General features: G+C 61.3%; 24 protein-coding genes and 1 pseudogene. 16 read left to right on the top strand and 9 right to left on the bottom strand.

The genetic code is table 11. The features are described from left to right. Positions 1-13: 13 nt before the first annotated feature. From ACZ9EJ_RS16470 to lptC, 4 genes and pseudogenes are all read right to left on the bottom strand, one after another. Positions 14-184: pseudogene (locus ACZ9EJ_RS16470) on the bottom strand (RNA polymerase factor sigma-54); the annotation flags it as partial. Between the two features lie 189 nt (positions 185-373). Then, positions 374-1,180 (bottom strand): LPS export ABC transporter ATP-binding protein, encoded by an 807-nt coding sequence (gene lptB / locus ACZ9EJ_RS16465; RefSeq protein WP_370649725.1) that lies wholly within the window; start codon positions 1,178-1,180, stop codon positions 374-376. 12 nt (positions 1,181-1,192) lie between these two features. Continuing rightward, positions 1,193-1,747 carry an LptA/OstA family protein gene (locus ACZ9EJ_RS16460; protein ID WP_046627945.1) on the bottom strand — a complete coding sequence of 185 codons (555 nt, stop codon included), beginning with the start codon at positions 1,745-1,747 and terminating at the stop codon, positions 1,193-1,195. A 12-nt stretch (positions 1,748-1,759) separates the two neighbouring features. Then, positions 1,760-2,428, bottom strand: a complete 669-nt coding sequence (gene lptC, locus ACZ9EJ_RS16455) for an LPS export ABC transporter periplasmic protein LptC (protein WP_046627946.1) — start codon at positions 2,426-2,428, stop codon at positions 1,760-1,762. 206 nt (positions 2,429-2,634) lie between these two features. On the opposite strand from lptC, the gene sppA reads away from it, so the two are divergent. From sppA to ACZ9EJ_RS16440, 3 genes are all read left to right on the top strand, one after another. Beyond that, positions 2,635-3,591 (top strand): signal peptide peptidase SppA, encoded by a 957-nt coding sequence (gene sppA / locus ACZ9EJ_RS16450; protein ID WP_046639773.1) that lies wholly within the window; start codon positions 2,635-2,637, stop codon positions 3,589-3,591. A 26-nt stretch (positions 3,592-3,617) separates the two neighbouring features. Next, positions 3,618-3,917, top strand: coding sequence for an integration host factor subunit beta (locus ACZ9EJ_RS16445; RefSeq protein WP_046627950.1), 300 nt, complete (start codon positions 3,618-3,620; stop codon positions 3,915-3,917). Positions 3,918-4,019: 102 nt separating this feature from the next. Beyond that, entirely contained in the window at positions 4,020-4,355 is a 336-nt protein-coding gene (locus ACZ9EJ_RS16440; protein WP_046627952.1) for a lipopolysaccharide assembly protein LapA domain-containing protein, read from the top strand. Between the two features lie 16 nt (positions 4,356-4,371). On the opposite strand, the gene ACZ9EJ_RS16435 is transcribed toward ACZ9EJ_RS16440, so the two are convergent. Next, positions 4,372-4,827: an SRPBCC family protein gene (locus ACZ9EJ_RS16435; RefSeq protein WP_046627954.1), complete on the bottom strand. Its 456-nt coding sequence runs from the start codon at positions 4,825-4,827 to the stop codon at positions 4,372-4,374. A gap of 175 nt (positions 4,828-5,002) precedes the next feature. On the opposite strand from ACZ9EJ_RS16435, the gene ACZ9EJ_RS16430 reads away from it, so the two are divergent. From ACZ9EJ_RS16430 to olsB, 5 genes are all read left to right on the top strand, one after another. Beyond that, positions 5,003-6,112 carry a class I SAM-dependent methyltransferase gene (locus ACZ9EJ_RS16430; RefSeq protein ID WP_080955698.1) on the top strand — a complete coding sequence of 370 codons (1,110 nt, stop codon included), beginning with the start codon at positions 5,003-5,005 and terminating at the stop codon, positions 6,110-6,112. Further along, complete coding sequence (locus ACZ9EJ_RS16425) at positions 6,109-6,969, top strand: TrmH family RNA methyltransferase (protein ID WP_046639774.1); 861 nt, start codon at positions 6,109-6,111, stop codon at positions 6,967-6,969. The genes ACZ9EJ_RS16430 and ACZ9EJ_RS16425 overlap by 4 nt, the downstream gene beginning before the upstream one ends. Next, on the top strand, positions 6,966-7,457 hold the full coding sequence (lspA, locus tag ACZ9EJ_RS16420) for a signal peptidase II (protein WP_046639775.1): 492 nt from the start codon (positions 6,966-6,968) through the stop codon (positions 7,455-7,457). The genes ACZ9EJ_RS16425 and lspA overlap by 4 nt, the downstream gene beginning before the upstream one ends. Positions 7,458-7,577: 120 nt before the next feature. Continuing rightward, positions 7,578-9,293, top strand: coding sequence for a hybrid sensor histidine kinase/response regulator (locus ACZ9EJ_RS16415; RefSeq protein ID WP_251089682.1), 1,716 nt, complete (start codon positions 7,578-7,580; stop codon positions 9,291-9,293). Positions 9,294-9,392: 99 nt separating this feature from the next. Beyond that, positions 9,393-10,265, top strand: a complete 873-nt coding sequence (gene olsB / locus ACZ9EJ_RS16410) for a l-ornithine N(alpha)-acyltransferase (RefSeq protein ID WP_046627958.1) — start codon at positions 9,393-9,395, stop codon at positions 10,263-10,265. 36 nt (positions 10,266-10,301) lie between these two features. On the opposite strand, the gene ACZ9EJ_RS16405 is transcribed toward olsB, so the two are convergent. From ACZ9EJ_RS16405 to ACZ9EJ_RS16395, 3 genes are all read right to left on the bottom strand, one after another. Continuing rightward, on the bottom strand, positions 10,302-10,691 hold the full coding sequence (locus ACZ9EJ_RS16405; protein ID WP_046639776.1) for a type II toxin-antitoxin system VapC family toxin: 390 nt from the start codon (positions 10,689-10,691) through the stop codon (positions 10,302-10,304). Next, on the bottom strand, positions 10,688-10,945 hold the full coding sequence (locus ACZ9EJ_RS16400; protein WP_046627962.1) for a type II toxin-antitoxin system Phd/YefM family antitoxin: 258 nt from the start codon (positions 10,943-10,945) through the stop codon (positions 10,688-10,690). The genes ACZ9EJ_RS16405 and ACZ9EJ_RS16400 overlap by 4 nt, the downstream gene beginning before the upstream one ends. A gap of 66 nt (positions 10,946-11,011) precedes the next feature. Then, positions 11,012-13,309 (bottom strand): NADP-dependent malic enzyme, encoded by a 2,298-nt coding sequence (locus ACZ9EJ_RS16395; protein ID WP_046639777.1) that lies wholly within the window; start codon positions 13,307-13,309, stop codon positions 11,012-11,014. A 197-nt stretch (positions 13,310-13,506) separates the two neighbouring features. On the opposite strand from ACZ9EJ_RS16395, the gene mutS reads away from it, so the two are divergent. The 4 genes from mutS to murJ all read left to right on the top strand — a co-directional run bounded on the left by mutS (position 13,507) and on the right by murJ (position 21,836). After that, positions 13,507-16,155: a DNA mismatch repair protein MutS gene (gene mutS / locus ACZ9EJ_RS16390; RefSeq protein WP_255743083.1), complete on the top strand. Its 2,649-nt coding sequence runs from the start codon at positions 13,507-13,509 to the stop codon at positions 16,153-16,155. A gap of 120 nt (positions 16,156-16,275) precedes the next feature. Further along, complete coding sequence (locus tag ACZ9EJ_RS16385; protein ID WP_046639779.1) at positions 16,276-17,307, top strand: helix-turn-helix domain-containing protein; 1,032 nt, start codon at positions 16,276-16,278, stop codon at positions 17,305-17,307. Positions 17,308-17,419: 112 nt separating this feature from the next. After that, positions 17,420-20,257, top strand: coding sequence for a [protein-PII] uridylyltransferase (locus ACZ9EJ_RS16380; protein WP_046639780.1), 2,838 nt, complete (start codon positions 17,420-17,422; stop codon positions 20,255-20,257). Positions 20,258-20,267: 10 nt separating this feature from the next. Next, positions 20,268-21,836: a murein biosynthesis integral membrane protein MurJ gene (gene murJ / locus ACZ9EJ_RS16375; protein ID WP_046627973.1), complete on the top strand. Its 1,569-nt coding sequence runs from the start codon at positions 20,268-20,270 to the stop codon at positions 21,834-21,836. Here the strand turns inward: murJ and ACZ9EJ_RS16370 are convergent. Further along, a complete protein-coding gene (locus tag ACZ9EJ_RS16370) occupies positions 21,833-22,273 on the bottom strand; it encodes a peptidoglycan L,D-endopeptidase MepK (RefSeq protein ID WP_046627975.1) in 441 nt (146 codons plus the stop codon). The two genes, murJ and ACZ9EJ_RS16370, sit on opposite strands and share 4 nt — an antisense overlap. A gap of 373 nt (positions 22,274-22,646) precedes the next feature. On the opposite strand from ACZ9EJ_RS16370, the gene ACZ9EJ_RS16365 reads away from it, so the two are divergent. The 4 genes from ACZ9EJ_RS16365 (at position 22,647) to ACZ9EJ_RS16350 (ending at position 25,504) form a co-directional block, all read left to right on the top strand. Further along, positions 22,647-23,045, top strand: coding sequence for a VOC family protein (locus ACZ9EJ_RS16365; protein ID WP_046639781.1), 399 nt, complete (start codon positions 22,647-22,649; stop codon positions 23,043-23,045). A 97-nt stretch (positions 23,046-23,142) separates the two neighbouring features. Continuing rightward, the gene (gene trpS, locus ACZ9EJ_RS16360; RefSeq protein ID WP_046627979.1) at positions 23,143-24,207 is read left to right on the top strand and encodes a tryptophan--tRNA ligase; all 1,065 of its coding nucleotides are present in this window, start codon (positions 23,143-23,145) and stop codon (positions 24,205-24,207) included. 135 nt (positions 24,208-24,342) lie between these two features. Further along, entirely contained in the window at positions 24,343-24,822 is a 480-nt protein-coding gene (locus tag ACZ9EJ_RS16355; protein ID WP_037079425.1) for a universal stress protein, read from the top strand. A gap of 115 nt (positions 24,823-24,937) precedes the next feature. After that, positions 24,938-25,504: a NifU family protein gene (locus ACZ9EJ_RS16350; protein WP_046627982.1), complete on the top strand. Its 567-nt coding sequence runs from the start codon at positions 24,938-24,940 to the stop codon at positions 25,502-25,504. Positions 25,505-25,510: the final 6 nt, after the last annotated feature.

Genomic DNA, 25,510 nt, shown 5'->3' with positions numbered 1-25,510 from the left:
TTTCCGCGTCGTTTTCGCCCTCGCTTGACGTAATTTCGAGCAGCGGGTTCTTTTCGACTTCCTGGGCGATGAACTGGTTGAGTTCGAAATGCGTCATCTGCAGCAGCTGGATGGATTGCATCAGCTGCGGCGTCATCACCAGCGATTGGGTTTGGCGTAGGAAAAGATTAGCGGATAAACCCATGGCTGACGCGAAACTCCCCTGCAATCCCCTTGAACCACTCGGTCATGGAGTGGTGGACGCTCGACTTCGCCGAGCCCCACAAGGCCAAATTTGCATCTGGCACAAGAATTGCTTTTTTGAAAGATTTGGTCAAGCGCTGCAGTGCGGGAAAGTAAATTTCTTTGTCACACTGCAACGACCAATTCGCGCCTACAGGCTGAATTTGTCACCGAGATAAAGACGGCGAACATCCGGGTTGTTGACGATATCGTCTGCCCGGCCATGCGTCAGCACTTCGCCCGCGTGGATGATGTAGGCCCGGTCGATCAGGCCCAGAGTCTCGCGGACGTTGTGATCCGTTATCAGAACGCCGATTCCGCGTGCCGTCAAGTGGCGCACGAGGTTCTGAATGTCGGAGACCGAGATAGGATCGACGCCGGCAAAGGGTTCGTCGAGCAGCATGAAGGCCGGGTCGGTTGCAAGCGCCCGGGCGATTTCGAGGCGCCGGCGTTCGCCGCCGGAAAGCGCCACGGCCGCCGATTTCCGCAACTGGCTGATGTGGAACTCTTCGAGCAGCTCGTCGAGCTTGGTCTCCCGCTTGTCCCTGTCGGGCTGGTGCACTTCCAGCACCGCACGGATGTTTTCCTCGACGGTCAGGCCGCGGAAGATCGAAGCTTCCTGCGGCAGATAACCCACGCCCAGGCGGGCGCGGCGATACATTGGCATATGGGTGACTTCGTTGCCGTTGATCGCGATCATGCCTTCGTCCACCGGCACCAGGCCGGTGATCATGTAGAAGCAGGTCGTCTTGCCCGCACCGTTCGGCCCGAGCAGCCCGACGGCCTCGCCGCGGCGCACGACCAGCGACACGCCGTTGACGACGCGACGGGTATCGTAGGTCTTCGAAAGACCATGCGCGACCAGTGTACCCTCGTAGCGCGCTTTATCGCGTACGACGAAGGGTTCGGGCGCGGACGGCTTCCTTGCCGACAGACTGGGGAGGAACGGTATTTTCACGTCAGATGTCTATTATTGCTTCGGTCGCGATTTCGGGTCGAGCAGGATTTCCACGCGCCCGCCGCAGGCGTCGAGCTTGGCCTGGCCGGTTTCCATCAGTACGGTGAGTTTGCAGCCCTTGAAGACGTTGGGGCCCTCGGAAAGAACGACCTGCTTGCCGGAAAGTACGAAGGTCTGGGATTTCATGTCGAATTCCCCCTTCTCGGCGGTCGCCTGCTGCGTTCCCGAGGTCAGGAACACCGTCTCGTCAAGAAAGATCTTGTCGATATCGGCGCTGCCCGAGGTCACCGAGCCACCTTCACCGGTATAAAGAACCGTCATCTTGCCGGCCTTCATCGTGGTCGTGCCCTGCACGACCTGGACGTTGCCGGTAAAATAGGCCTTCTTTTCCTGCTCCTTGATCTCGAGCTGGTCGCTCTGGATCTGGATCGGCTGGTCGCCGGAAAGCTTCAGGCCTTCCATCTGGCTGGTGGTGGTCTGGGCCTGCGCGGTCGCCGCCAGACAGGAGATAAATCCTGCCGCGATCAGAACTGCGGTATTGCGTGTAAGAAGGCGGCGATTGATCATGACGGCCGGGCTCTATTTGCCTTGGTTGCGGATTGTGGCTGGATCGAGGTGAACGCGAACCTGGCCCTTGAAGGTGATGGTACGCCCCTTATCCGTTATCTTTAAAGACTCTGCAACAATAGAGCCTTCTTTCATGGAGATATCGACGTGCTCGGGTGATTCCATCACACCTGCGTTGATATCGAGATGCGCGGACTTGAAGCGGGCGGTGATCCCGTTGCTCAGATTGACGTCGAACGGGGAGTTCAGGTCGAGCATGTCCGTGCCGCGGTCGAAGTCGGCGGCAATAGCGGTCACGCGCGCGATCACGTCGTCGTTGACCGGTACGGCGGCCTTGACGTCCTCGAGCGTAATCATGTTCGAGTTCTTGATATCCTGCAGCGCGCGGGTGGCGGTCATCGAGTAGCTGATGCCGTCCTGGTTGCGGCCGGAGATCGCCGGCCGTTCCATGACGATCTTGCCGTTTTCGATCCGGGCGTTTTCAATCGAGAGGTTCTCCGGCAAATAGGCCCGGATGATCGAGACCCCGATGAAGGCGGCCGAAATCACGCCAGCCAGGATCGGCAGCAGGATCTTGAGCCTGCGCACGATCGCGGAATGCGCCAGCGCCGCCTGATAGGCATCTGCCCGAGGCTCCAGCGCCGCCGCAAAGCCTGCCGTTTTTCGAATATGCTGCAGCATGAGTGCCGGATAGTTCCTTACTAGCCCGTCTCCGTTCTCACCCCGGTTGTGACGGATGAGCGGTTGCGAGCTTTGCTTTGTCCGCCAATATGGTTTTGATTCAATCAACAAACAATAATGGACAACATAAAAACGTGATGTGGTCCGCTGCAAAACACGTTAGAGAGCCTATTTAGCAACGGCGGTTCATCTCGAAGGGTGATTTTATGGATCAAATGGCAATTGCGGACCGGCGTTCCCTGCGCCGCAAGCTGAGCTTCTGGCGGGTCGTCGCACTTGTTTTCCTCGTCGGCATCGGATTCGCGCTTTACCGTGCCGTGGCCGGCGAGGGTGCCGGCTCTGCGGTGCCGCATGTCGCCCGCATCGAAATCTCCGGTATGATCACCGATGACAAGGACCTGCTGGAGCGTCTCGACAAGATCGCCGAAAGCAGCCAGGCCAAGGCGCTGATCGTCTCGATCTCTTCGCCGGGCGGGACGACCTATGGCGGCGAGCGCATCTTCAAGGCGATCCGAAAGGTCTCCGAAAAGAAACCCGTCGTTTCCGATATCCGCACATTGGCCGCCTCCGCCGGCTACATGGTCGCCACGGCCGGCGACCAGATCGTCGCGGGCGAAAGCTCGATCACCGGATCGATCGGGGTGATCTTCCAGTATCCGCAGATCGACGAGGTGATGAAGAAGATCGGCGTCTCCCTGCAGGAGATCAAGTCTGCCCCGCTGAAGGCCGAGCCGTCGCCCTTCCATCCGGCAAGCGAGGAAGCCAAGACGATGATCCGCAACATGGTCATGGACAGCTACGCCTGGTTCGTCGATCTCGTTGCCGATCGCCGCATGCTGTCGCGCGACGAGGTTCTGAAGCTTGCGGACGGCTCGATCTTCACCGGCCGCCAGGCGCTCAGCGCCAAGCTTGTCGACAAGCTGGGCGGTGAGGAGGACATCCGCGCCTATTTTGAATCGCGCGGCGTTTCCAAGGACCTGCCGGTCGTCGATTGGAAGCAGCGCAATTCCTCCTCGTCCTTCTGGTTGGCGAGCGTCGTCAGCGAGCTGTTCAAGCTCTCCGGTTTCGGCCAGACAATCACTCCCGACGCCCTTCGCACCTTCGGCGCAGACAAGTTGTTTCTTGACGGTCTTGTCTCCGTTTGGCAGGTTGGGCGCGGTTGAAAATCTAAACTTTTCAGGGGGCAACCGTGATCAAGTCAGAACTGGTGCAGATCGTCGCGGCTCGCAATCCGCATCTCTACCACCGCGACGTCGAGAACATCGTGAACGCCGTCCTCGACGAGATCACGGATGCCCTGGCAGGCGGAAATCGTGTCGAACTGCGCGGCTTCGGTGCGTTTTCCGTGAAGAACCGCCCCTCCCGGTCCGGCCGCAATCCGCGCACCGGAGAGAGTGTTTTCGTCGAGGAAAAATGGGTTCCTTTCTTCAAGACAGGCAAGGAACTGCGCGAGCGACTGAATCCGGGTCTTGACGACGTAGAGGACTGATCCTTCCGGCGCGACTTGCCGCCGCCCTTGAAACCCCATAAAGCGCGCCTATTCTGCAACAGACGCTGGTAAACAGCAGGTAGTCTGCTGCCGGAGAATCAGATGGACAAGTTCAAAAAGATCGTCTCGCTCGTGGTTTTCGTGCCGCTCGGCATCGTGCTGATCGTGCTCGCCGTCGCGAACCGCCAGATAGTCACCCTGGCGCTCAATCCCTTCCGCCCGGAAGATGGCGTGCTGGCCGTGAGCGCACCGTTTTTCCTGTTCCTGTTCTTGGCCTTGCTGATCGGGATGTTCATCGGCTCGTTCGTGACCTGGTGGAGCCAGGGCAAGCACCGCAAACAGGCTCGCGTCGAAGCACGCGAAGCTGTCCGCTGGCAGAACGAACACAAGGCCGCGGTCGCCGGACGACCGGCCTCGAACCAACTTCCTTCTAGGTAAATCAGGGTGAGCTGAATCAGGCCTGCGCGGCCTTGGCGACCACCGCCTTGTTGAAATCCGCGAAAAACTGGCCCGCGAGCTTCTGCGATGTGGAATCGATCAGCCGCGAGCCGAGCTGCGCGATCTTCCCACCCACCTGAGCCTTGGTCGAGTAGCGCAGCAGCGTATCGCTGCCGTCTTCGATCAGCGTGACAGTGGCGGAACCCTTGGCAAAACCCGCGATGCCGCCTTTGCCTTCACCTGAGATCGTGTAGCTCTCCGGCGGGTTGATGTCGGAGAGCGTCACTTCGCCGGCAAAGTTCGCGGAAACCGGACCGACCTTCAGTTTGACGGTCGCGGAGAGCTCGGTCGGAGACTTCTGTTCCAGCGTCTGGCAACCCGGGATGCATTGACGCAGGATCTCCGGGTCGTTCAGCGCCGCCCAGACCACTTCGCGGGGTGCTGCAATGCGTTCTTCGCCGCCCATATCCATGTGATGATCCTCCATCCGCCGTTGCTAGACTTATTGCAAGGGTGGTGATCTTTGCCAAGGGGGACAAGAGGCGGACAGGCCCGGTCATCAATAAAACACGCAGCCGTCGGTTCCCCGGCTTTGAAGAATGGCGAGCAAATGCTATCTGCTGCCGCAAGTCTCAAAATCCAGGCGGATGAACGTATTGAAGAACAAGGAAAGGCGGCCGGGTGAAAAAGCCCGGAGCGAGGCGGGCAACCGGTCCTCCCGCGGGCACGCCACTGCAAAACCTGCCGCAGCCAGGCAAGCCCAGCGGCCGCAGGAAAGGGTCGCGAAACCCGCGCCAGCCGCGGCACCGGCAGAAACCCGCCCGCTTTTGCCGCGTAGCGGCGAGCGGCCGCCTGAGCGCGTGCCGATCATTCTCGAATCGTCCGGTGCCGGCGATTTTCACCTGATCGATAGCGGCAACGGGCTTAAGCTCGAGCAATACGGCCCTTATCGCATCGTCCGGCCGGAAGCCCAGGCGCTCTGGCAACCGTCTCTTCCCGCCCACGTATGGGAAAAGGCGGATGCACTTTTCACCGGAGACACGGATGAGGACGGCATGGGCCGCTGGCGCTTCACCAAGGAAGCGCTTGGCGAAACCTGGCCGCTGTCGCTGCTCGGCACCGATTTTCTCGGCCGCTTCACCTCCTTCCGCCATGTCGGCGTCTTCCCGGAGCAGATCGTTCACTGGGAGTGGATGAAGAACCGCATCGAGGAGGCGAAACGGCCGGTGAAGGTGCTGAACCTGTTCGGCTACACCGGCGTCGCCTCGCTGGTCGCGGCGGCTGCCGGGGCGGAAGTCACCCATGTCGACGCTTCCAAGAAGGCGATCGGCTGGGCGCGGGAAAACCAGTCGCTCGCCCGCCTCGACAAGGCGCCGATCCGCTGGATCTGCGAGGACGCGATGAAGTTCATCCTGCGCGAGGAGCGTCGCGGCAACCGCTACGACATCATCCTCACCGATCCGCCGAAATTCGGCCGCGGCCCGAACGGTGAAGTCTGGCAGCTTTTCGATCATCTGCCGCTGATGCTCGACATCTGCCGCGAGCTGCTGTCACCCAAGGCGATAGGCCTTGTGCTGACAGCTTATTCCATCCGCGCCAGCTTCTATTCCATCCATGAGCTGATGCGCGAGACGATGCGCGGTGCCGGCGGCGCCGTGGAATCGGGCGAACTCGTCATCCGCGAGGCGGGGCTGGACGGCAAGACGCCGGGCCGCGCGCTTTCCACTTCCCTTTTCAGTCGCTGGGTGCCGGCATGAACGACGATTTTCAGAAATCCGGACCACGGCGGGTCGGCCAGGTGAAGGAAGTCACCTCGCTTTCCAATCCGATCGTCAAGGACATCAAGGCGCTCACCAATAAGAAGGACCGCGAAGAGAGCGGCACCTTCATGGCGGAAGGCTTAAAGCTGGTCATCGACGCGCTGGAGCTAGGCTGGGAAATCCGCACGCTGGTCTATGCGAAGGCGGCCAAGGGCAAGGCGCTTGTCGAGCAGGTGGCCGCAAAGACCGTCGCCCATGGCGGGCTGGTGCTGGAGGTCAGCGAGAAGGTGCTCTCCTCGATCACCCGCCGCGACAATCCGCAGATGGTCGTCGGCATTTTCGAGCAGCGCTGGAAAAGGCTGGACGATCTGAAGCCGGGCAGGGATGAGACGCTGGTCGCGCTCGACCGCGTGCGCGATCCCGGCAATCTGGGTACGATCATCCGCACCGCGGATGCGGCAGGCGCGACCGGGGTAATCCTGGTCGGCGACTGCACCGACCCGTTTTCGCTGGAAACCGTGCGCGCCACCATGGGCTCGGTCTTTGCCGTACCGGTCGTCAAATGCTCGGTGGAAGAATTCCTGATCTGGCAGAAGCGCTCCGGCACCCAGGTCGTGGCGACCCATCTCGCCGGCGCCGTCGACTATCGCACCGTGGATTATTCGAAAAAACCGGTCGTGCTGCTGATGGGCAACGAGCAGTCCGGGCTACCGGATAATCTCGCCAGGGCTGCCGATCGCACCGTTCGCATTCCTCAGCAGGGCAGGGCGGACTCGCTTAATCTCGCCGTCGCGTCCGCCGTGATGCTCTTCGAGGCCCGCCGCCATCTGCTGACCCTGGACGAGAAGAAATGACCGCACGCGTAGCCCTTCTTTCGCGGCCTCTGGTGGCTCTGATCGTCATCGTCATCGCCGTCGTCCTCGATCAGGTGGTGAAGATCGCCGTCGAGAATTATCTTCCGATGCAGGAGGCGGTGCCGCTTCTGCCGGTGCTGGCGCTCTATCGGACCTATAATCTCGGCGTTGCCTTCTCGCTGCTGTCCGGCATGGAACGGGAATTCATCGTCGGCATGCGGGTGCTGATCGTCGCCTTCGTGCTCTGGCTCTGGCGCCGCACTCCGAAGGAGCGCGCTTTCGCCCACAGCGGCTTTGCGTTGATCATCGCCGGTGCGATCGGCAACCTGATCGACGGCTTCGTCTATGGTCACGTGATCGACTACATCCTGTTTCACACCGAGACGTGGTCCTTCGCCGTCTTCAATCTGGCCGACAGTTTCATCACCATCGGCGCCGGCCTGGTCATCCTCGACGAAGTGTTCGGCCCGAAAAAGACCGATCAGTAAAATTTTACCTGATTGCTCTAAGGATTGGGAAAGAAACCCGGTTAGTCTTTCCCAATGCGAGATATCGCCGACATACATGAACGGATCTCGAAGGCGTTCGCGTCTCCCGCCGCGGCCGATATGGCTGAACCGGTGCCGGAAAAGGTCGTGCCCGCATTGGGATTGCGGCAGGATGAAGAAAAGAGGGCGCCGCGCCGCGTCTTTGCCTCGCTCTTTTCCCGGATATCCGAGTGGCGCCGCCAGCGCACTGTCCCCCGGCTCCAGCATGCATTGAAGAATGCCGAGGCGGCCAGCGCCGCGAAATCCCGACAGATCGCCACCGTCGTCCACGAAATCCGCACGCCGCTCAACGGCATTCTCGGCATGACCCATCTTCTCGGACAGACCAAGCTGACGGCGGAGCAGCAGAACTATCTGAGCGGCATTCGCCAGTCCGGTTATGCGCTGGCGCAACTCGTCGAAGACCTGCTCGACTATTCGACGCTGGAAGCCGGCCGCTTCCGGCTCAACAACCGGGCCGAAAATCTCCGTCACCTCATCGAAAACGTCGTCGAGATGCTGGCGCCGCGCGCCCACGAGAAACGCATCGAGATCGCCGCGACGATGACTGCCGATCTCCCCGACCTTCTCGATCTCGATCCGGGCCGCATCCGGCAAGTGCTTTTCAATGTTATCGGCAATGCGGTGAAATTCACCGCCCATGGCGGCGTGCTGGTGCGGGCGGCGGTCGAAGAAGGCAACGTCGCCATTGCCGTCATCGATACCGGTCCCGGCATGGCGAGCGATGAACTGACGCGGGTTTTCGGTGAGTTCGAGCAGGCGGGGTCCGCCGAGACCCGCAGCGGCGGCACCGGTCTCGGTCTCGGCATCGCCTCGCGCATCCTGACGGAGTTCGGCGGCTCGCTTTCCGTCGTCAGCCAGAGGGGAGCCGGCAGTACGTTCACGATCAGATTCCCCCTTCATTTCGCGGAAACGGCGCAATCGGGTACCGGTGAACGCAACCAGTTGCTGGCCATGTCCCGGGTTCTGCTTCTGGCGCCGGAAGGACCTGCCGCCAAGGCGACGGTCGCGACGATCGAAACCCTTGGCGGTCGTTGCCGGCACGTCGCCAACACGGCTGACGCCCAGATGCTGATCGACCGCGCCGATACAGGCCCGCTGCCCTATACCGACCTGATCGTCGATCACCGGCTGGCCTCCGATTATGCCAATGAAAAGGCGCATGCGCCGCTCCACCGCATCCTGCTCGTCAACCCCGAGGAACGCGCCTCCCAGCCACAGGATTTTTTCGACGCCTGGCTTATCCGGCCGCTCCGGGAAAAATCTCTGATCGACGTCCTGAGCGGTCGCCTGCGCGGTTTCGGCACGCGCGACGCGCTGAATGACAATCAGGCCATGCCTCCGCCGCCCGTTATCGAAAAACATGCCGAAGGGCTCAACGTGCTGCTCGGTGAGGATGATCCCGTCAACGCGCTGATCATCCGCTCGGTTCTTACGAAGGCCGGGCACCGGGTCCGTCTCGTCGACGATTTCCCCACGCTGATCGACACGGTGCGCAAGCATGACATGCCGCTCGATCTCATCATTTCCGACATGTACATGCCTGGAGGAGATGTCTTCAATCTTCTGGCGGCGCTGCGCGCCGAGGAGCAGGAGGGCGCCCGGCCTGTGGTCCCGGTGATCGTGCTGACAGGCGAAAGCCGCGAGGCGACGCATCGCGAGGTGCTGCTGAATGGAGCCAGCCGCGTCTTCGCAAAACCGGTCGATCCGCTGACGCTTCTGGAGGAGGTCCGAATTCTGGGAGTTCTCTCCACCGAGCGCCAACAGGCGCGTTGACGCGATCATCCCTGGAACCTATTGTGACAGCGAATGTCACGTTCTTGTCGCAGAGAAGTGATTTAAGGCGGTGATCAAACCGGGACGGGGAGAATCACCTTGGCAATCGAACTCCTGAACCGTGAAGTGATACCTGAAACAACCCAGGCGCCGGCCTCTGCTCCGGTAAGCGGCGATGTCTTCGGCCGCATTGGCACGCTCGAAACGCGGCTTGCCCGCAGCGAGCGGGAAATCGATGCCGCGCAGGCGGTTCGCTACCGTGTCTTCGTCGAAGAAATGCACGCGGCCTTGAGCCCGGACGCCATGCGCCGCCGTCGCGACGTCGATGCCTTTGATGCGATCTGCGACCATCTTCTGGTCGTCGACAACGCGATCGAAGGTGATATCGAAGATCAGATCGTCGGCACCTATCGGCTCCTGCGCCAGGAAGTGGCGCTGGCCAATAACGGCTTCTATTCGGCGTCGGAATTCGACATCGAGCCCTTGCTCGCGCGTCATCCCGACAAGCAGTTCATGGAGCTCGGCCGCTCCTGCGTGCTGCCGGACTATCGCACCAAGCGCACCGTCGAACTGCTCTGGCAGGGCAATTGGGCCTATTCGCTGAAGCACGGCATGAACGCGATGTTCGGCTGCGCATCCTTCCCCGGCGTTTCGCCCGAAGAACACGCCATGGCGCTGTCTTTCCTGCACCATACGGTCTCGGCCAAGGGCGATTGGGCGGTTTCGGCACTGCCGGAACTCTATCGCTCGATGGACCTGATGCCGATGGAAGGCGTCAATACCCGCAAGGCACTCTCCCTGTTGCCGCCGCTGATCAAGGGATATCTGCGACTCGGGGCCATGGTGGGCGACGGTGCGGTCATCGACCACGCCTTCAACACCACCGACGTGCTGATCGTCCTGCCGATCGCCTCGATCTCGGACCGCTACATCACCCACTTCGGCGCCGATGCGGGGCGTTTCGCGAGCTGAGTTATCAGCAAAATGATGGTTTTCGCCCGACGAGAATTACCTTACGAGCTGAATCGTTCCATTATATCGCGCGATCGTCTCATCTGAGGTCAGCAGCAGCATACCTTCCGAAATGCTCTGCGCGATCAGCATTCGGTCGAATGGGTCTTTATGGATGGGCGGCAGGCCCGCCAAGGCAAAAGCGTGGCGGCTGCTTAGAGGAAGTTCTTCATATTCGTTGTCCAGCAACTCGGAATAGAGCTGCATGACATCGACCTGGTAGTCGGTCTTTCCGAGTGCGCTCTTGATTGCAAGCTCCCAGAGGCTTGCGGCGCTGAAAAAGAAACGGTGTTCGCCATCTTCCAAAAGGCGCTCAACGATTTTAGGTAACCTCGGCGACTCTTGGGATATCCAGACAAGAAGATGCGAGTCGAGAAGGATCCTCACTTGTGCTCGCCATAGAACATGTCTTCGATCTCCTTGGCGAACATCGTGTCGAAGTCGTCCGGAACCGAAATCTGGCCCTTCAGAAAGCCGATCCGGCGTTTCTTCTTCGGCTCTTCCGCAGGCGCCTCTTCCAGCGGCACGACCTTCACCATCGGCTTGCCGGCCTTGGCGATGACGAAAGCTTCGCCGTTCGCAGCCTCTTCGACGAGGCGCGACAAATGCGTCTTGGCTTCATGGATGTTGACGGTCTTCACGGAGCAAGCCTCCAGGTGGACTTAGTTCACTGAACTTAGTCCACCTGGATCCCGTTTACAAGAAACTCACGTCCCGGCGTTGTAGGCAGCGATTGCCGCCATGTTGACGATGTCGCTGTCCTTCGCGCCCATCGAGGTGATCTGCACCGACTTGTCGAGACCGACGAGCAGCGGGCCGATCACCGTCGACGCACCGAGTTCCTGCAACATGCGGGTCGAGATCGAGGCGGAATGGATCGCCGGCATGACCAGCACGTTGGCCGTGCCGGAGAGCCGGCAGAACGGATATTGCTCCATCCGGTGCGAGTTGAGCGCCACGTCTGCGCCCATTTCGCCGTCATATTCGAAATCGACGCGACGCTGGTCCAGGATCTTGACCGCCTCGCGAACCCGTTCCGACCGCTCGCCGATCGGCTGGCCGAATGTCGAATAGGCAACGAGTGCGACACGCGGCTCATAACCCATCCGCTTTGCGACGCGGGCGGCTTCGACAGCGATATCAGCGAGATCCTCGGCATTCGGCATGTCGTGGACAGCCGTGTCGGCGACGAAAATCGTCCGGCCTCGCGCGATCACCAGCGATACGCCGATTACCTTGTGCCCTGGCTTCGGATCGATGCAGCGGCGGACATCCTGAAGCGCCGTCGCATAGTTGCGGGTCGTGCCGGTCACCATCGCATCCGCATCGCCGATGGCGACCATGGTCGCGGCGAAATGGTTGCGGTCGTTATGGATCAGGCGCTGGACATCGCGATGGAGGAGGCCTTCGCGCTGCAGGCGCGCATAAAGGTGGTCGATATAGGCATCGACGCGATTGGAGAGGCGTGCATTGACGACCTCGATGCCGGGACGGTCGAGATCGATGCCGGCCTTTTCAGCCGTCGCGCGGATGACGTCGTCACGGCCCAGAAGGATGGCTGTGCCGAGCTTCTGGTTGGTGAAGGAAATCGCCGCGCGCATGACCTGTTCTTCTTCGGCCTCGGCAAAGACGACCCGTTTCGGGAAACGGCGAACGCGCTCGTAGATGCCTTGGGTCGTCGCGGCGATAGGATCGCGACGGGCGGAAAGCTCGCGGCCATAGGCGGCAAGGTCGGTGATGTTCTTGCGGGCGACGCCGCTCTCCATTGCCGCTTCCGCGACAGCGACCGGGATCGCCGAGATGAGACGCGGGTCGAACGGGACGGGGATGATGTATTGCGCACCGAAGCGGGGGCGGTTGCCCTGGTAGGCGGCGGCAACGTCGTCCGGCACGTCTTCGCGGGCGAGATTGGCGAGCGCGTTGACGGCGGCGATCTTCATCGCGTCGTTGATCTGGCTGGCCCGCACGTCGAGCGCGCCTCGGAAGATATAAGGGAAGCCGAGCACGTTGTTGACCTGGTTCGGATAGTCCGAACGGCCAGTCGCCATGATCGCGTCGTCGCGGATGCGGGCGACTTCTTCCGGCGTGATTTCCGGATCGGGGTTGGCCATCGCGAAAATGATCGGCCTGTCGGCCATCGAGCGGATCATCTCTTCGGTAAAGGCGCCCTTCTGGGAAAGACCGAACACGACGTCCGCGCCTTTCATCGCCTCTTCCAGGGTCCGCTTGGTCGTTTTCACCGCATGGGCGGATTTCCATTGGTTCATGCCTTCGGTGCGGCCCTGGTAGATCACGCCCTTGGTGTCGCAGAGGATGACGTTTTCCGCATTGAAGCCCATTGCCTTGATGAGTTCGACGCAGGCGATTGCGGCGGCACCGGCGCCATTGCAAACGAGCTTGGTGGTCTTGAGGTCGCGGCCGGTCAGCTCCAACGCATTGATCAGGCCGGCGGCGGCGATGATCGCAGTACCGTGCTGGTCATCATGGAAGACCGGGATATCCATCAGTTCGCGCAGGCGGCTCTCGATGATGAAACATTCCGGCGCCTTGATGTCCTCGAGATTGATGCCGCCGAAAGAAGGGCCGAGGAACCGCACGCAGTTGATGAACTCGTCGACATTTTCCGTATCGACTTCAAGGTCGATGGAATCGACGTCGGCGAAGCGCTTGAAGAGCACCGCCTTGCCTTCCATCACCGGCTTCGAGGCGAGCGCTCCGAGATTGCCGAGGCCGAGGATCGCCGTGCCGTTGGAGATGACGGCGACCATGTTGCCGCGCGTCGTGTAGTCATAGGCGGTTGCCGGGTTTGCGGCGATTGCCAATACCGGCACGGCGACGCCCGGCGAATAGGCCAGCGACAGGTCGCGCTGGGTGGCCATCGGCTTGGTGGGATTGATTTCGAGTTTACCCGGGCGGCCTTCCGAATGGAAATCGAGTGCTTCCTGTTCGGTCACGGAAGCGCGCGCACGTGCGTCCTTCCCCGTGGCCTTGTCCTTAGCAGGCATGTCTCCTCCAGCTTTTTGTGGGCAGCCGTCCTCTAGGCCGCGGCAGATGTTGTCTTTCAGGTGTCTTCATCGATAGTGTCGCAAGTTCCAGCGCGCAACAAAAAATCGGTTCCGTGACCCAGTTTGAAAGATTCCCCATCGAGGCCCTGAATACTGCCGAGCTTGCCTCGGAGGAAAGTCGCGCGTCCGCAACGCCGATGATGGAGCAATATATCGAGATCAAGGCGAACAATCCGGGTTCGCTGCTCTTCTACCGCATGGGCGATTTCTACGAACTGTTCTTCGAGGATGCGGTCGATGCGTCCCGTGCGCTCGGCATCACGCTCACCAAGCGCGGCCAGCATCTCGGCCGCGAAATCCCGATGTGCGGCGTTCCCGTGCATGCCGCCGACGACTATCTGCAGAAGCTGATTTCGCTCGGTTTCCGTGTGGCCGTCTGCGAGCAGGTGGAAGACCCGGCGGAGGCCAGGAAGCGCGGCTCGAAATCGGTGGTGAAGCGTGACGTCGTCCGGCTGGTGACGCCCGGTACGATTACCGAGGAAAAACTCCTCTCACCCTCCGAGTCGAACTATCTGATGGCGCTTGCCCGCATCAAGGGCGCCGCCGAACCGCTTCTGGCGCTCGCCTGGATCGATATCTCGACCGGCGTCTTCCGGCTGGCGGAGACCGATCAGTCCCGGCTGCTCGCCGATATCCTGCGCATCGAGCCGCGTGAGCTGATTCTGCCGGATACGATGTTTCACGACGCTGAACTCAAACCCGTCTTCGACGTGCTCGGCAGGGTCGTGGTGCCGCAGCCGTCAGTGCTCTTCGACAGCGCCAGCGCCGAGGGCCGCATCACCCGTTATTTCGGCGTAAGTACGCTTGAAGGTTTCGGCAATTTTTCCCGCGCCGAGCTCGCCGCCGCCGCGGCCGCCGTCGCCTATGTGGAAAAGACCCAGCTTGCCGAACGGCCGCCGCTCGGCCGCCCGGAGCGCGAAAGCGGCGCCTCGACCCTGTTCATCGACCCGGCGACCCGCGGCAACCTGGAACTGACCAAGACCTTGTCGGGCGAGCGTGAAGGCACGCTTCTGAAGGCGATCGATCGCACGGTAACCGGCGGCGGGGCTCGCCTGCTCGCCGAACGGCTGATGTCGCCGCTGACCGATCCAGACCGTATCAACCGGCGCCTCGATTCCATCTCCTTCCTGCTTGAAGAGCCCTCGCTCTGCAGTGAACTGCGCTCCGGGCTGAAGCACGTGCCGGATATGCCGCGCGCCCTGTCGCGCCTGGCGCTCGATCGCGGCGGCCCGCGTGATCTCGGCAGTATTTTGCAGGGGCTGGAAGCGGCCCGCGGTGTCGCGGCCTTCCTTGACCGGGCCATGCTGCCCGAGGAACTGGGACAGGCCCTCGACGATCTGAAAGCCTTGCCGCTTCATCTGGAATCCATGCTCGGCAATATGCTGGCGCAGGAACTGCCGCTCCTGAAGCGCGACGGTGGGTTTCTTGCCGATGGCGCCCATTCGGAACTGGACGAGGTGCGGGCGTTGCGCGACCAGTCGCGCCGGGTCATCGCTGCGCTGCAGCTGCAATATGCCGAGGAGACCGGCATCAAGTCGCTGAAGATCAAGCACAACAATGTGCTCGGTTATTTCATCGAGGTGACCGCCGGCAATTCGGGCACGATGACCGACACGCCGGAAGGCAAGGCGCGCTTCATCCATCGCCAGACCATGGCAAGCGCCATGCGTTTCACGACGACCGAACTTGCCGATCTCGAAAGCCGCATCGCCAATGCCGCCGACAAGGCGCTGACCATCGAGCTCGAAGCCTTCGACAGGATGGTCGCAGCCGTGACCTCGGAGGCAGAAGCGATCAAGGCCGGCGCCCGGGCGCTGGCGGTGATCGATGTCGCGGCGGCTCTTGCCATGCTCGCCGACGAGTGGAGCTACCGTCGCCCGGTCGTCGATGCCTCGCGCATGTTCGCGATCGAAGGCGGCCGCCATCCGGTGGTCGAACAGGCTCTGCGCAAACAGTCTGTCGGCCCGTTCATCGCCAATGATTGCGATCTTTCCCCGCACAATGGCGGCGAATTCGGCGCGCTCTGGCTGCTGACCGGCCCGAACATGGGCGGTAAATCGACCTTCCTGCGCCAGAACGCTTTGATTGCCATCCTCGCGCAGATGGGTTCGTTCGTGCCGGCGACGTCGGCTCATATCGGCATCGTCGACCGGCTTTTCTCGCGCGTCGGCGCGTCGGACGATCTGGCCCGCGGCCGCTCCACCTTCATGGTCGAGATGGTCGAGACCGCCGCCATCCTCAATCAGGCGAGCGACCGTTCGCTGGTCATCCTCGACGAGATCGGCCGTGGCACTGCGACCTTCGACGGCCTGTCGATCGCCTGGGCGGCAGTCGAGCACCTGCACGAGGCGAACAGATGCCGTGGCCTGTTCGCCACCCATTTCCATGAGCTGACGGTGCTGTCGGAAAAACTGAACCGGCTTTCCAACGCCACGATGCGGGTGAAGGAATGGGATGGCGAGGTGATCTTCCTGCACGAAGTCGGCCCCGGTGCTGCCGATCGTTCCTACGGCATCCAGGTCGCGCGGCTTGCGGGGCTTCCCGACTCGGTGGTCGCCCGCGCCCGTGACGTGCTGACCAAGCTCGAGGATTCCGACCGTAAGAACCCGGCAAGCCAGCTGATCGACGATCTGCCGCTCTTCCAGGTCGCCGTCCGCCGCGAAGAAGCCAAGCGCGCCGGGCCTTCCAAGGTCGAGGACGCCCTGAAGGCCATCAACCCGGATGACATGACGCCCCGCGAGGCTCTGGACGCGCTTTATGCGCTGAAGAAGCAGCTCAAGGCCTGATGCTTGACGAGGGTTCTCTGTTGATGTGTCGCATCAAATGAGTCGACCACCTGCCTTTCGACCTGGAACATGATAAAGGCCCCAAGATCATAATCGAGGCCGTTTCATCGGGTATCCTGCGTGTTGTCCGTTCCCTTGCCTTTTCTTGCCGGCCTCGTCTTCGCGCTGACGCTTTATCGCAGCCTGAAGGGCGTCGATCTGCCCGGCACGCGGCGTTATTTCTACGCCTTCCTTGTGCTTTATGCATTTCAGGGCGTCGGCGTAGGGCTGCGCTTTGGCTACGGCGTCAATGGATTGGTGCCCTTGCTGCCGATCACCGCGTCAATCATGCCGCCGCTCGCCTTCCTGGCGTTCCGCGGCTTGACCGCAAAAACCCTCAAGCGGCCTTGGTTGCATGTCATGGTGCCCTTGACCGTGGCCATGGCGGTTGGCTTCTTCCGCGATCTTGTCGATCCACTGCTGCTGGTGATCTTTTTCGCCTATGGCGTTGCGCTTTACCGTCTGACCCTTTCGGGCGGCGGCGACGTGATGGCGGAGGCTTCCCTGCAGCGGGTTCGTCCAGCCGTGCGAGCCGCCCGGCTGACCGCGGGCCTGATGCTGTTCTTCGCCGTCAGCGACGCCGCACTGGCGGTCTACACCGATATCTATGGCCCCGGTGATGTGCCTATGGCCGTCATGGTCATGAACCTTACGGCGATCGCGGCGGTGATCGTCTACTATTTCGCTCCCGATTTCTCCTCGCCAAAACCGACTGCCGTTTCTCCCGCACTCGAGCCGACCGAAGAAGACAGGGTCGCGCTATCCCGCATCGAGGCGGCTCTGGAAGACGGCGAGCTTTACCGGAGCGAGGATCTGAGCCTCGCAAAGCTTGCCCGCAGAGCAAGGCTGCCTGCCCGCGAGGTCTCTGCCGCCATCAATCGCGCGACGGGGCTGAACGTCTCGCAATTCGTCAACGACCGCCGCGTCGCCGAAGCCTGCCGCCTTCTGCGGGAAACCGAGCGGACGGTGATCCAGATCATGCTGGATGTCGGCTTCTCGACGAAATCGAACTTCAATCGTGAATTTCGTCGGGTGACGGGAACAAGCCCCAAGCAGTGGAGGGCCGAGGCAAGGGCGGCACAAGACGCGGGTGTCAGAAAAACATCGGCTTGAACTTCGACGCAGGAAGCAACAACTTTGAAACGTCCGATGATGATAATCGTTGGTCAAGGTGCCTCAAAACGATTATAGCCTCGCTCCGCAGGCCGGGCACCGGCAGGATAACATGGCCAGACACGATATCGATTTTTCTGAACTTCTCGACGTGGCCCGTCTTCGGGCCGATTGCAGGGCGATCGTCAAGGACAAGGATCGCCCTCAGCTCGAATTGCGGGCGGCACTTCTGCCGTTGCTGCGCCGGGCAAGCGTCGAGGGCCGCGAAAAGGCCCGCCAGCTTCTCGCCAAGGACGGCAGCGGGCTGAATTGCGCCCGCCGTATTTCCTGGCTCCAGGACCAGTTGATCCGCGTTCTCTACGACACGATTGCCGAAGGTCTCTATAGCGAGGGTACGGATATCGCCGTGGCGGCCGTCGGCGGTTACGGCCGCGATACGCTGGCGCCCGGTTCGGACATCGATCTCCTGTTCCTGCTGCCTCCCCGAAATACCGAGACCATGCGCAAGGCGGTCGAGTTCCTGCTCTACGTTTTATGGGACATGGGCTTCAAGGTCGGTCATGCGACCCGCACCGTTGAAGAATGCATCCGGCTGTCCAAGACGGACATGACCATCCGCACCGCCATCCTGGAAAGCCGCTACATCTGCGGCCGCGAGGCGCTGGTGAGCGACCTCGAGAGCCGTTTCGACAACGAAATTGTCGCCGATACCGGTCCGGAGTTCATCGCCGCCAAGCTTGCCGAGCGCGACAATCGCCACGAGAAGGCAGGCGATACGCGTTATCTGGTCGAGCCGAACGTCAAGGAAGGCAAGGGCGGCCTGCGCGATCTCCACACCCTCTTCTGGATCGCCAAATATTACTACCGGGTTCGCGAAACAACGGAACTCGTCAAGGTGGGGGTTCTGTCCCGGGAAGAAGCGCGCTCGTTCGAAAAGGCCGACGACTTCCTTTGGGCGGTGCGTTGCCAGATGCATTTTCTCACCGGCAAGGCCGAAGAGCGTCTCTCCTTCGACATCCAGCGCGAGATTGCCGAGAGCCTCGGTTATCACTCGCGCCCCGGCCTTTCCGCCGTCGAACGCTTCATGAAGCACTATTTCCTCGTGTCGAAGAATGTCGGCGATCTGACCCGCATTCTCTGCGCCGCGCTGGAAGAGCAGCAGGCGAAGGCGGCACCCGGCCTCACCAACCGCGTCATCTCACGCTTCACCAAACGTCTCCACAAGATCCCCGGCACGGTGGAATTCGTCGTGGACCGCGGCCGCATCACGCTTGCCGATCCGAACGTCTTCAAGCGGGATCCGGTCAATATCATCCGCTTTTTTCATGTGGCCGATATCAACGGGCTGGAGCTTCATCCCGATGCGCTGAAGCGCATGACCCGCTCGCTCTCGCTGATCGACAACGATGTGCGCGAAAACGAGGAGGCCAACCGGCTGTTCCTCTCGATGCTGACCTCGCGGCGTGATCCGGCGCTGATGCTGCGCCGGATGAACGAGGCGGGCGTGCTCGGCCGCTTCATTCCGGAATTCGGCAAGGTCGTCGCGATGATGCAGTTCAACATGTATCATCACTATACGGTCGACGAGCACCTGATCCGCTCGGTCGAGGCGCTGTCGGAAGTCGATCGGGGCAAGGCCGCCGATATCCATCCGCTTGCCAACAAGGTGATGCCGAGCATCGAAGAGCGCGAGGCGCTTTATGTCGCCGTGCTGCTGCATGACGTCGCCAAGGGCCGCCAGGAGGATCACTCGATCGCCGGCGCCCGTATCGCGCGCAAGCTTTGCCCGCGTCTCGGTCTCAATGCCAAGCAGACCGAACTCGTCGTCTGGCTGATCGAAGTCCATCTGCTGATGTCGATGACCGCCCAGACCCGCGACCTGCACGACCGCAAGACGATCACCGACTTCGCCGAGAAGGTGCAGTCGATGGACCGGCTGAAGATGCTCTTGATCCTGACCATCTGCGATATCCGCGCCGTCGGCCCGGGTGTGTGGAACGGCTGGAAGGGGCAGCTGCTGCGCACGCTCTACTACGAGACCGAGCTGCTGCTCTCGGGCGGCTTCTCGGAAGTCTCGCGCAAGGAGCGCGCCAAGGTCGCCGAAGAAGAGCTCTTCAAGGCGTTGGCCGAGTGGAGCGCCAAGGACCGCCGCACCTACTCGAAACTGCACTACCAGCCTTACCTCCTGTCGGTCTCGCTGGAAGATCAGGTTCGCCATACGAAATTCATCCGCGATACCGACAAGGCGGGCCAGGCGCTCGCCACCATGGTGAGGACGGACAGTTTCCATGCCATCACCGAGATCACCGTTCTGGCGCCGGACCATCCGCGCCTGTTGTCGATCATCGCCGGCGCCTGCGCCGCGGCGGGCGCCAATATTGCCGATGCGCAGATCTTCACGACCTCCGACGGCCGGGCGCTCGACACCATTCTGATCAACCGGGAATTCCCGGTGGACGAGGACGAACTGCGCCGCGCCGGCACGATCAGCCGGATGATCGAGGATGTGCTCTCGGGCAAGAAGCGGCTGCCGGAAGTCATCGCGACGCGCGCCAAGTCGCGCAAGCGCAACAAGACCTTCACCATTCCGCCGTCGGTCATTCTCTCGAACGGCCTATCGAACAAGTTCACGGTCATCGAGGTGGAATGCCTCGACCGCACCGGCCTCTTGGCGGACATCACCGCCGTGCTCGCCGATCTCTCGCTCGACATCCATTCGGCACGCATCACCACCTTCGGTGAAAAGGTCATCGACACTTTCTATGTCACCGATCTCGTTGGCCAGAAGGTCGTGAACGAGAACCGCCAGGGCAATATCGCCGCGCGGCTCAAGGCTGTGATGTCCGAGCAGGAGGACGAACTGAGGAGCGGCATGCCTGCGGGCATCATCGCACCGGCCCCCAATCCGGATCAGGCGGCGCCGCCGCGCAAGTCGAAGGCAAGCATGTGAGCTCCGTCCGATGAGCCTCGTCAAGAAATTCGCGACGGTCGGCGGCGCGACCCTCGGTAGCCGGATTTTCGGTTTTGCGCGCGAGACCTTGATGGCGGCGGCGCTCGGCACCGGTCCCATGGCCGACGTCTTTTATGCTGCGTTCCGCTTCCCGAACCTCTTCCGCCGGCTGTTTGCCGAGGGCGCCTTCAACGCCGCCTTCGTGCCGCTGTTTTCGAAAGAGATCGAGGCGAACGGCGTCGAGGGGGCCAAGCGCTTTTCGGAAGAGGTTTTCGGCGTTCTCTTCTCCGCCTTGATGATCATCACCATCGTCATGGAACTGATGATGCCATGGCTGGTGGAATGGATCATCGCACCGGGCTTCGCCGACGACCCCGAAAAGACCTCCATCACCGTCCGCCTTGCAGTGGTGATGTTTCCCTATCTGATGTGCATGTCGCTGACGGCGATGCTGAGCGGGATGCTCAATTCGCTCCATCATTTCTTTGCGGCCGCCATCGCCCCGGTTTTCCTGAACGTGGTGATGATCGGGGCGCTACTCTACGGTCTCTGGATTGATGCCGATCCGCTGACGATTGCCTGGTATCTCTCCTGGAGCGTGCTGGCGGCCGGCATCCTGCAGCTTGCCGTCGTCTATGCCGGCGTGCGCCATGCCGGCATCAATATCGGCTTCCGCCGCCCCAGGATGACGCCGAACGTCAAGCGCCTGCTGGTGCTCGCGGTGCCGGCGGCGGTCACTGGCGGCATCACCCAGATCAACCAGATCATCGGCCAGGCGATCGCCTCCGGCAAGGAAGGCGCGATCGCCGCCCTTCAATATGCCGACCGTATCTACCAGCTTCCGCTCGGCGTGGTCGGCGTCGCCGTCGGCGTCGTGCTCCTGCCGGAACTTGCTCGTGCCCTGAAGGGCGGGCATCTCAAGGAAGCCGCCAATACCCAGAACCGCTCGATCGAATTTGTGCTGTTCCTCACGCTTCCGGCCGCAGCCGGGCTTTGGATCCTGTCGGACGCGATCATCCGGGTGCTCTATGAGCGCGGCGCCTTCTCCGCCGAAAACACCTCGGTCGTCGCCTCAGTCCTTGCCATATACGGCATCGGTCTGCCGGGCTTCGTGCTGATCAAGGCGTTGCAGCCCGGTTTTTATGCCCGCGAGGACACCAAGACGCCGATGCGTTTCACCATGCTCTCGGTCGTCATCAATTCGGGCCTGGCGATTTCGCTTTTCCCGCTGATCGCCGAACGCGGCATCGCAACGGCCGAGGCGGCGGCGGGCTGGATAAATACCATTCTGCTGTTCGCGACGCTCGTCTGGCGCGGCCATCTCACATGGGAATGGGCACTCGCCAAGCGCACGGTGCTGCTGCTCGTCTCGACCGCGATCATGTCCGCGGCGCTGGTCTATGCGCTTAGCTATGCCGGACCGTGGCTGACCCCGGATGCCCTGCTGATCCATCAGGTCGCGGCACTCTCCTGCCTGCTCGTCCTGGCTATGGTTGTCTATTTCGCCTGCGCCTTCCTGATCGGCGGCGCCGACATTGGCATGATACGCCGGAACATCAAGCGGAAGCCGAAGATTTAACCCCGCTTGCGCCGCCCGCAATACGCCCACCGGCGTTTAGGCCCGACATCCACATGGACGATGCCGTTGCAATAACGGCCGATGCCGCCGATGCCGGGTGCGTTGGCCGCGGCGGCGAGGATTGCTCGTTCCGATACACCCGGGACCCGGATGTCGGCCGCATAACAATGACTATGCTGCGACCTGCCCGAATGCGGGCGATGGCCGGATGTGACCATCGGCTTGCGGCCGGTTTCGCGCGCGATATGCGCAAGGATGGCCCCCAGTTTTTCCGGAAAGCAACTGGTGCGAACGCTGATCCGCTGCACGGTAAAGAAGGCAGAATAATCGTGCTTGAAGGAAGTGCTTCTTCGCTTCTGGTTTTCGCCAGCTTCTGCGGTGACATTCAAGCCTAGCGCCAATAGGCAGGAAAGCGCGACGCGAAATATGATGCGCATGGGTATCCCCCGAGGACAGACCGTGTCGTTCATGACCGGTTAACCGTGGTACGCCTGGGTATTTCCTTTTCAAAAAGGGCATGAATAAGGAGAATTTTGCTCAGAAATGGGATTCTGGCTGCCTAAAAGACTAACATTCATTAATCTATTCGGAGAGGCATAGAGAAAAATTTTGCCTTTAGGCGTATTGACTTAGGAGTTATACGCCCAATGAGGTAGGCGTTTCGTGGCCCTACCTCGAATGATATGTGGGCTGCTCTTTTGTGGCTGTAGTGTATCGCGAGACCTTCTGAATGGAGCTCATCGCTCCACCAAAACCGCCCCCGGCCGGCAATCTGCAGGCGGCTAGATCACTCGAATCCGGAGTTTCCGTATGCCCGTCCAATCGCTGTTTCTCGTGGCCCTGATCGTCGACGACTACGATCGAGCGAAGGACTTTTATTGCGGCGTGCTCGGCTTCGATTGCCTGGAGGACAGCGTGCAGCCGGAGGGCAAGCGTTGGGTCGTTGTGAAGCCGAAGGGCGGCGAGGGCGCGGCCCTGTTGCTGGCTACGGCCGCCACCGACACGCAGAAGGCGGCGATCGGCAACCAGACTGGCGGGCGGGTCGGCTTCTTTCTGAAGACCGACGATTTCGCCCGCGATCATGCCGCCATGACCGCCAGGGGCGTCCGTTTCCTCGAGGAACCGCGGCATGAAATCTACGGGTCGGTGGCGGTGTTTGCCGATCCCTACGGCAACACCTGGGATCTGATTGAACACGCGGCACGCTGATGCTCTTGATCCTCTGCGCTTCGCCGTGCATAAGCCCGCGCGTTAGCAACATGACCCTTCGGGTCTGGGGCCCTCCACCAGCCTAATTGAGGACGATATGAACACCTTTAAGCCGCTTGTCTTTTCAGGCGTCCAGCCGACCGGCAATCTCCATCTCGGCAACTACCTCGGCGCGATCCGCAAGTTCGTGGCGCTGCAGGAAAACAACGACTGCATCTATTGCGTCGTCGATCTGCACGCGATCACCGCCCAGCTCGTCCATGACGACCTGCGGGGGCAGATCCGCTCGATCGCCGCCGCCTTCATCGCTTCGGGTATCGATCCGAAGAAACATATCGTCTTCAACCAGTCGGCCGTGCCGCAGCATGCGGAGCTCGCCTGGGTCTTCAATTGCGTCGCCCGCATCGGCTGGATGAACCGCATGACCCAGTTCAAGGACAAGGCCGGTAAGGACCGCGAGAACGCCTCGCTCGGCCTGCTCGCCTATCCGAGCCTGATGGCCGCCGACATTCTCGTCTACCGTGCCACCCACGTGCCGGTCGGCGACGACCAGAAGCAGCACCTGGAGCTTGCCCGCGATATCGCCCAGAAGTTCAACATCGACTTCCAGGAAAAGATCCGCGCGGCCGGCACCGGCGTCGACATGGTCGTCGGCGAAGAGCCGATCCATGGCTTCTTCCCGCTGGTCGAGCCGCTGATCGAGGGGCCGGCGCCGCGCGTCATGTCGTTGCGTGACGGCACCAAGAAGATGTCGAAATCCGATCCGTCGGACCTTTCGCGCATCAACCTGATGGACGATCCGGAAGAGATCGCCAAGAAGATCCGCAAGGCCAAGACCGATCCGGAAGGCCTTCCGAGCGAAATCGAAGGCCTCAAGGGCCGCCCGGAAGCCGACAATCTTGTCGGTATCTATGCAGCCCTTGCCGACCGGACCAAGGCAGACGTTCTCGCCGAATATGGCGGCCAGCAGTTCTCGGTCTTCAAGCCGGCTCTGGCCGACCTCGCCGTGCACGTGCTTTCGCCGATCACCTCGGAAATGCGCCGCCTGATGGACGATACGACCCATATCGATGCCATCCTCAAGGATGGTGGCGAGCGCGCCCGCGCCCGCGCCGAGAAGGTCATGGGAGACGTCTTCGACATCGTCGGTTTCCTGCGCTGAGATCATCGGCGCCTTTCGAGTCACGCAGAAATTGCATACCCGTCACGACATTCGTGGCGGGTTTTCATTTTTTTCGGTTGGTATAAGTTCCGCATCACGACTGCTTGGGTCGTCTACATGCGAAGGAGGGGCGGCATGGTATCGAAACGGCTTTCGCGGCTTGAAGGACACCGGCGCAAGTTCATGGCGGTCATAGACGGCACGCCGGAATGTGAAAAGGCGGTCCACTACGCGGGGCGCCGCGCCAAGAACTCCAACGGTGGTCTCGTCCTGCTTTTCGTCATTCCCGAAGGCGATTTCCAGCAATGGCTGGGCGTCGAGCAGATCATGCGTGCCGAGGCTCGGGAAGAAGCGGACGCGGTGATGGCCAAGACCGCCCAGAAGGTGCGCGAGACGATTGGAATCGATCCGGAAATCGTCATCCGCGAAGGCAACGCCAGCGAACAGATCATCCAGTTGGTCGAGGAAGACCGCGATATCGCGGTTCTCGTGCTGGCCGCCGGGTCCACCAAGGAAGGGCCGGGACCCCTGGTATCCGCGGTTGCTGCCTTCCCGATTCCCGTCACCGTGCTGCCCGACACGCTGACCGCCGAGGAAATTGACGCACTGGCCTGATTGCGGACTTGATCTTGCGCAGGCAAAGGAGCACTTGAACGAAAAGCTGATACGGCTTATCTTCTTTTGAAGAGTTCTAAATTTGCGAGGGGCGCCGTGCCCCAGGAGAGACGAGATGTTCATTCAGACGGAAGCCACCCCCAACCCGGCGACCCTGAAGTTCCTGCCTGGCAAAGTCGTTATGGATAAAGGCACCGCCGATTTCCGCAATGCCGGCGAGGCGGAAGCATCTCCGCTGGCCGAGCGGCTGTTCGGCATCTCCGGCGTCACCGGCGTCTATTTCGGCTACGACTTTATCACAGTCACCAAGGAAAGCGCCGAATGGCAGCACCTGAAGCCGGCGATCCTCGGCTCGATCATGGAGCATTTCATGTCCGGCGCGCCGGTCATGGGCGGTGCGTCCACGCTTGCTGAAATATCCGACGTGGAAGGCGAGTTCTTCGACGAGGACGACGAAACGATCGTCGCGACGATCAAGGAACTGCTTGAAACCCGCGTCCGCCCGGCCGTCGCCCAGGACGGCGGCGACATTACCTTCAAGGGTTTCCGAGACGGCACGGTCTACCTCAACATGAAGGGTGCATGCTCCGGCTGCCCGTCTTCCACGGCGACACTGAAGCACGGGGTGCAGAACCTGCTCAAGCATTTCGTTCCGGAAGTGCAGGCCGTCGAAGCGCTCTAAGCCCGC

It is taken from the genome of Neorhizobium sp. USDA 3394, assembly GCF_056280385.1.
The sequence above is the reverse complement of the archived record's forward strand: the minus strand, read 5'-3'. Positions and strand labels throughout refer to the sequence as shown.

Bases quoted from the DNA above. Each gene is read 5' to 3' on its own strand.
- ACZ9EJ_RS16460 (WP_046627945.1), bottom strand. From the start codon at position 1,747: ATGATCAATCGCCGCCTTCTTACACGCAATACCGCAGTTCTGATCGCG.
- lptC (WP_046627946.1), bottom strand. From the start codon at position 2,428: ATGCTGCAGCATATTCGAAAAACGGCAGGCTTTGCGGCGGCGCTGGAG.
- sppA (WP_046639773.1), top strand. From the start codon at position 2,635: ATGGATCAAATGGCAATTGCGGACCGGCGTTCCCTGCGCCGCAAGCTG.
- ACZ9EJ_RS16440 (WP_046627952.1), top strand. From the start codon at position 4,020: ATGGACAAGTTCAAAAAGATCGTCTCGCTCGTGGTTTTCGTGCCGCTC.
- ACZ9EJ_RS16435 (WP_046627954.1), bottom strand. From the start codon at position 4,827: ATGGATATGGGCGGCGAAGAACGCATTGCAGCACCCCGCGAAGTGGTC.
- ACZ9EJ_RS16430 (WP_080955698.1), top strand. From the start codon at position 5,003: ATGAACGTATTGAAGAACAAGGAAAGGCGGCCGGGTGAAAAAGCCCGG.
- ACZ9EJ_RS16425 (WP_046639774.1), top strand. From the start codon at position 6,109: ATGAACGACGATTTTCAGAAATCCGGACCACGGCGGGTCGGCCAGGTG.
- lspA (WP_046639775.1), top strand. From the start codon at position 6,966: ATGACCGCACGCGTAGCCCTTCTTTCGCGGCCTCTGGTGGCTCTGATC.
- ACZ9EJ_RS16415 (WP_251089682.1), top strand. From the start codon at position 7,578: ATGGCTGAACCGGTGCCGGAAAAGGTCGTGCCCGCATTGGGATTGCGG.
- ACZ9EJ_RS16395 (WP_046639777.1), bottom strand. From the start codon at position 13,309: ATGCCTGCTAAGGACAAGGCCACGGGGAAGGACGCACGTGCGCGCGCT.
- mutS (WP_255743083.1), top strand. From the start codon at position 13,507: ATGATGGAGCAATATATCGAGATCAAGGCGAACAATCCGGGTTCGCTG.
- ACZ9EJ_RS16380 (WP_046639780.1), top strand. From the start codon at position 17,420: ATGGCCAGACACGATATCGATTTTTCTGAACTTCTCGACGTGGCCCGT.
- murJ (WP_046627973.1), top strand. From the start codon at position 20,268: ATGAGCCTCGTCAAGAAATTCGCGACGGTCGGCGGCGCGACCCTCGGT.
- ACZ9EJ_RS16370 (WP_046627975.1), bottom strand. From the start codon at position 22,273: ATGCGCATCATATTTCGCGTCGCGCTTTCCTGCCTATTGGCGCTAGGC.
- ACZ9EJ_RS16365 (WP_046639781.1), top strand. From the start codon at position 22,647: ATGCCCGTCCAATCGCTGTTTCTCGTGGCCCTGATCGTCGACGACTAC.
- trpS (WP_046627979.1), top strand. From the start codon at position 23,143: ATGAACACCTTTAAGCCGCTTGTCTTTTCAGGCGTCCAGCCGACCGGC.
- ACZ9EJ_RS16355 (WP_037079425.1), top strand. From the start codon at position 24,343: ATGGTATCGAAACGGCTTTCGCGGCTTGAAGGACACCGGCGCAAGTTC.
- ACZ9EJ_RS16350 (WP_046627982.1), top strand. From the start codon at position 24,938: ATGTTCATTCAGACGGAAGCCACCCCCAACCCGGCGACCCTGAAGTTC.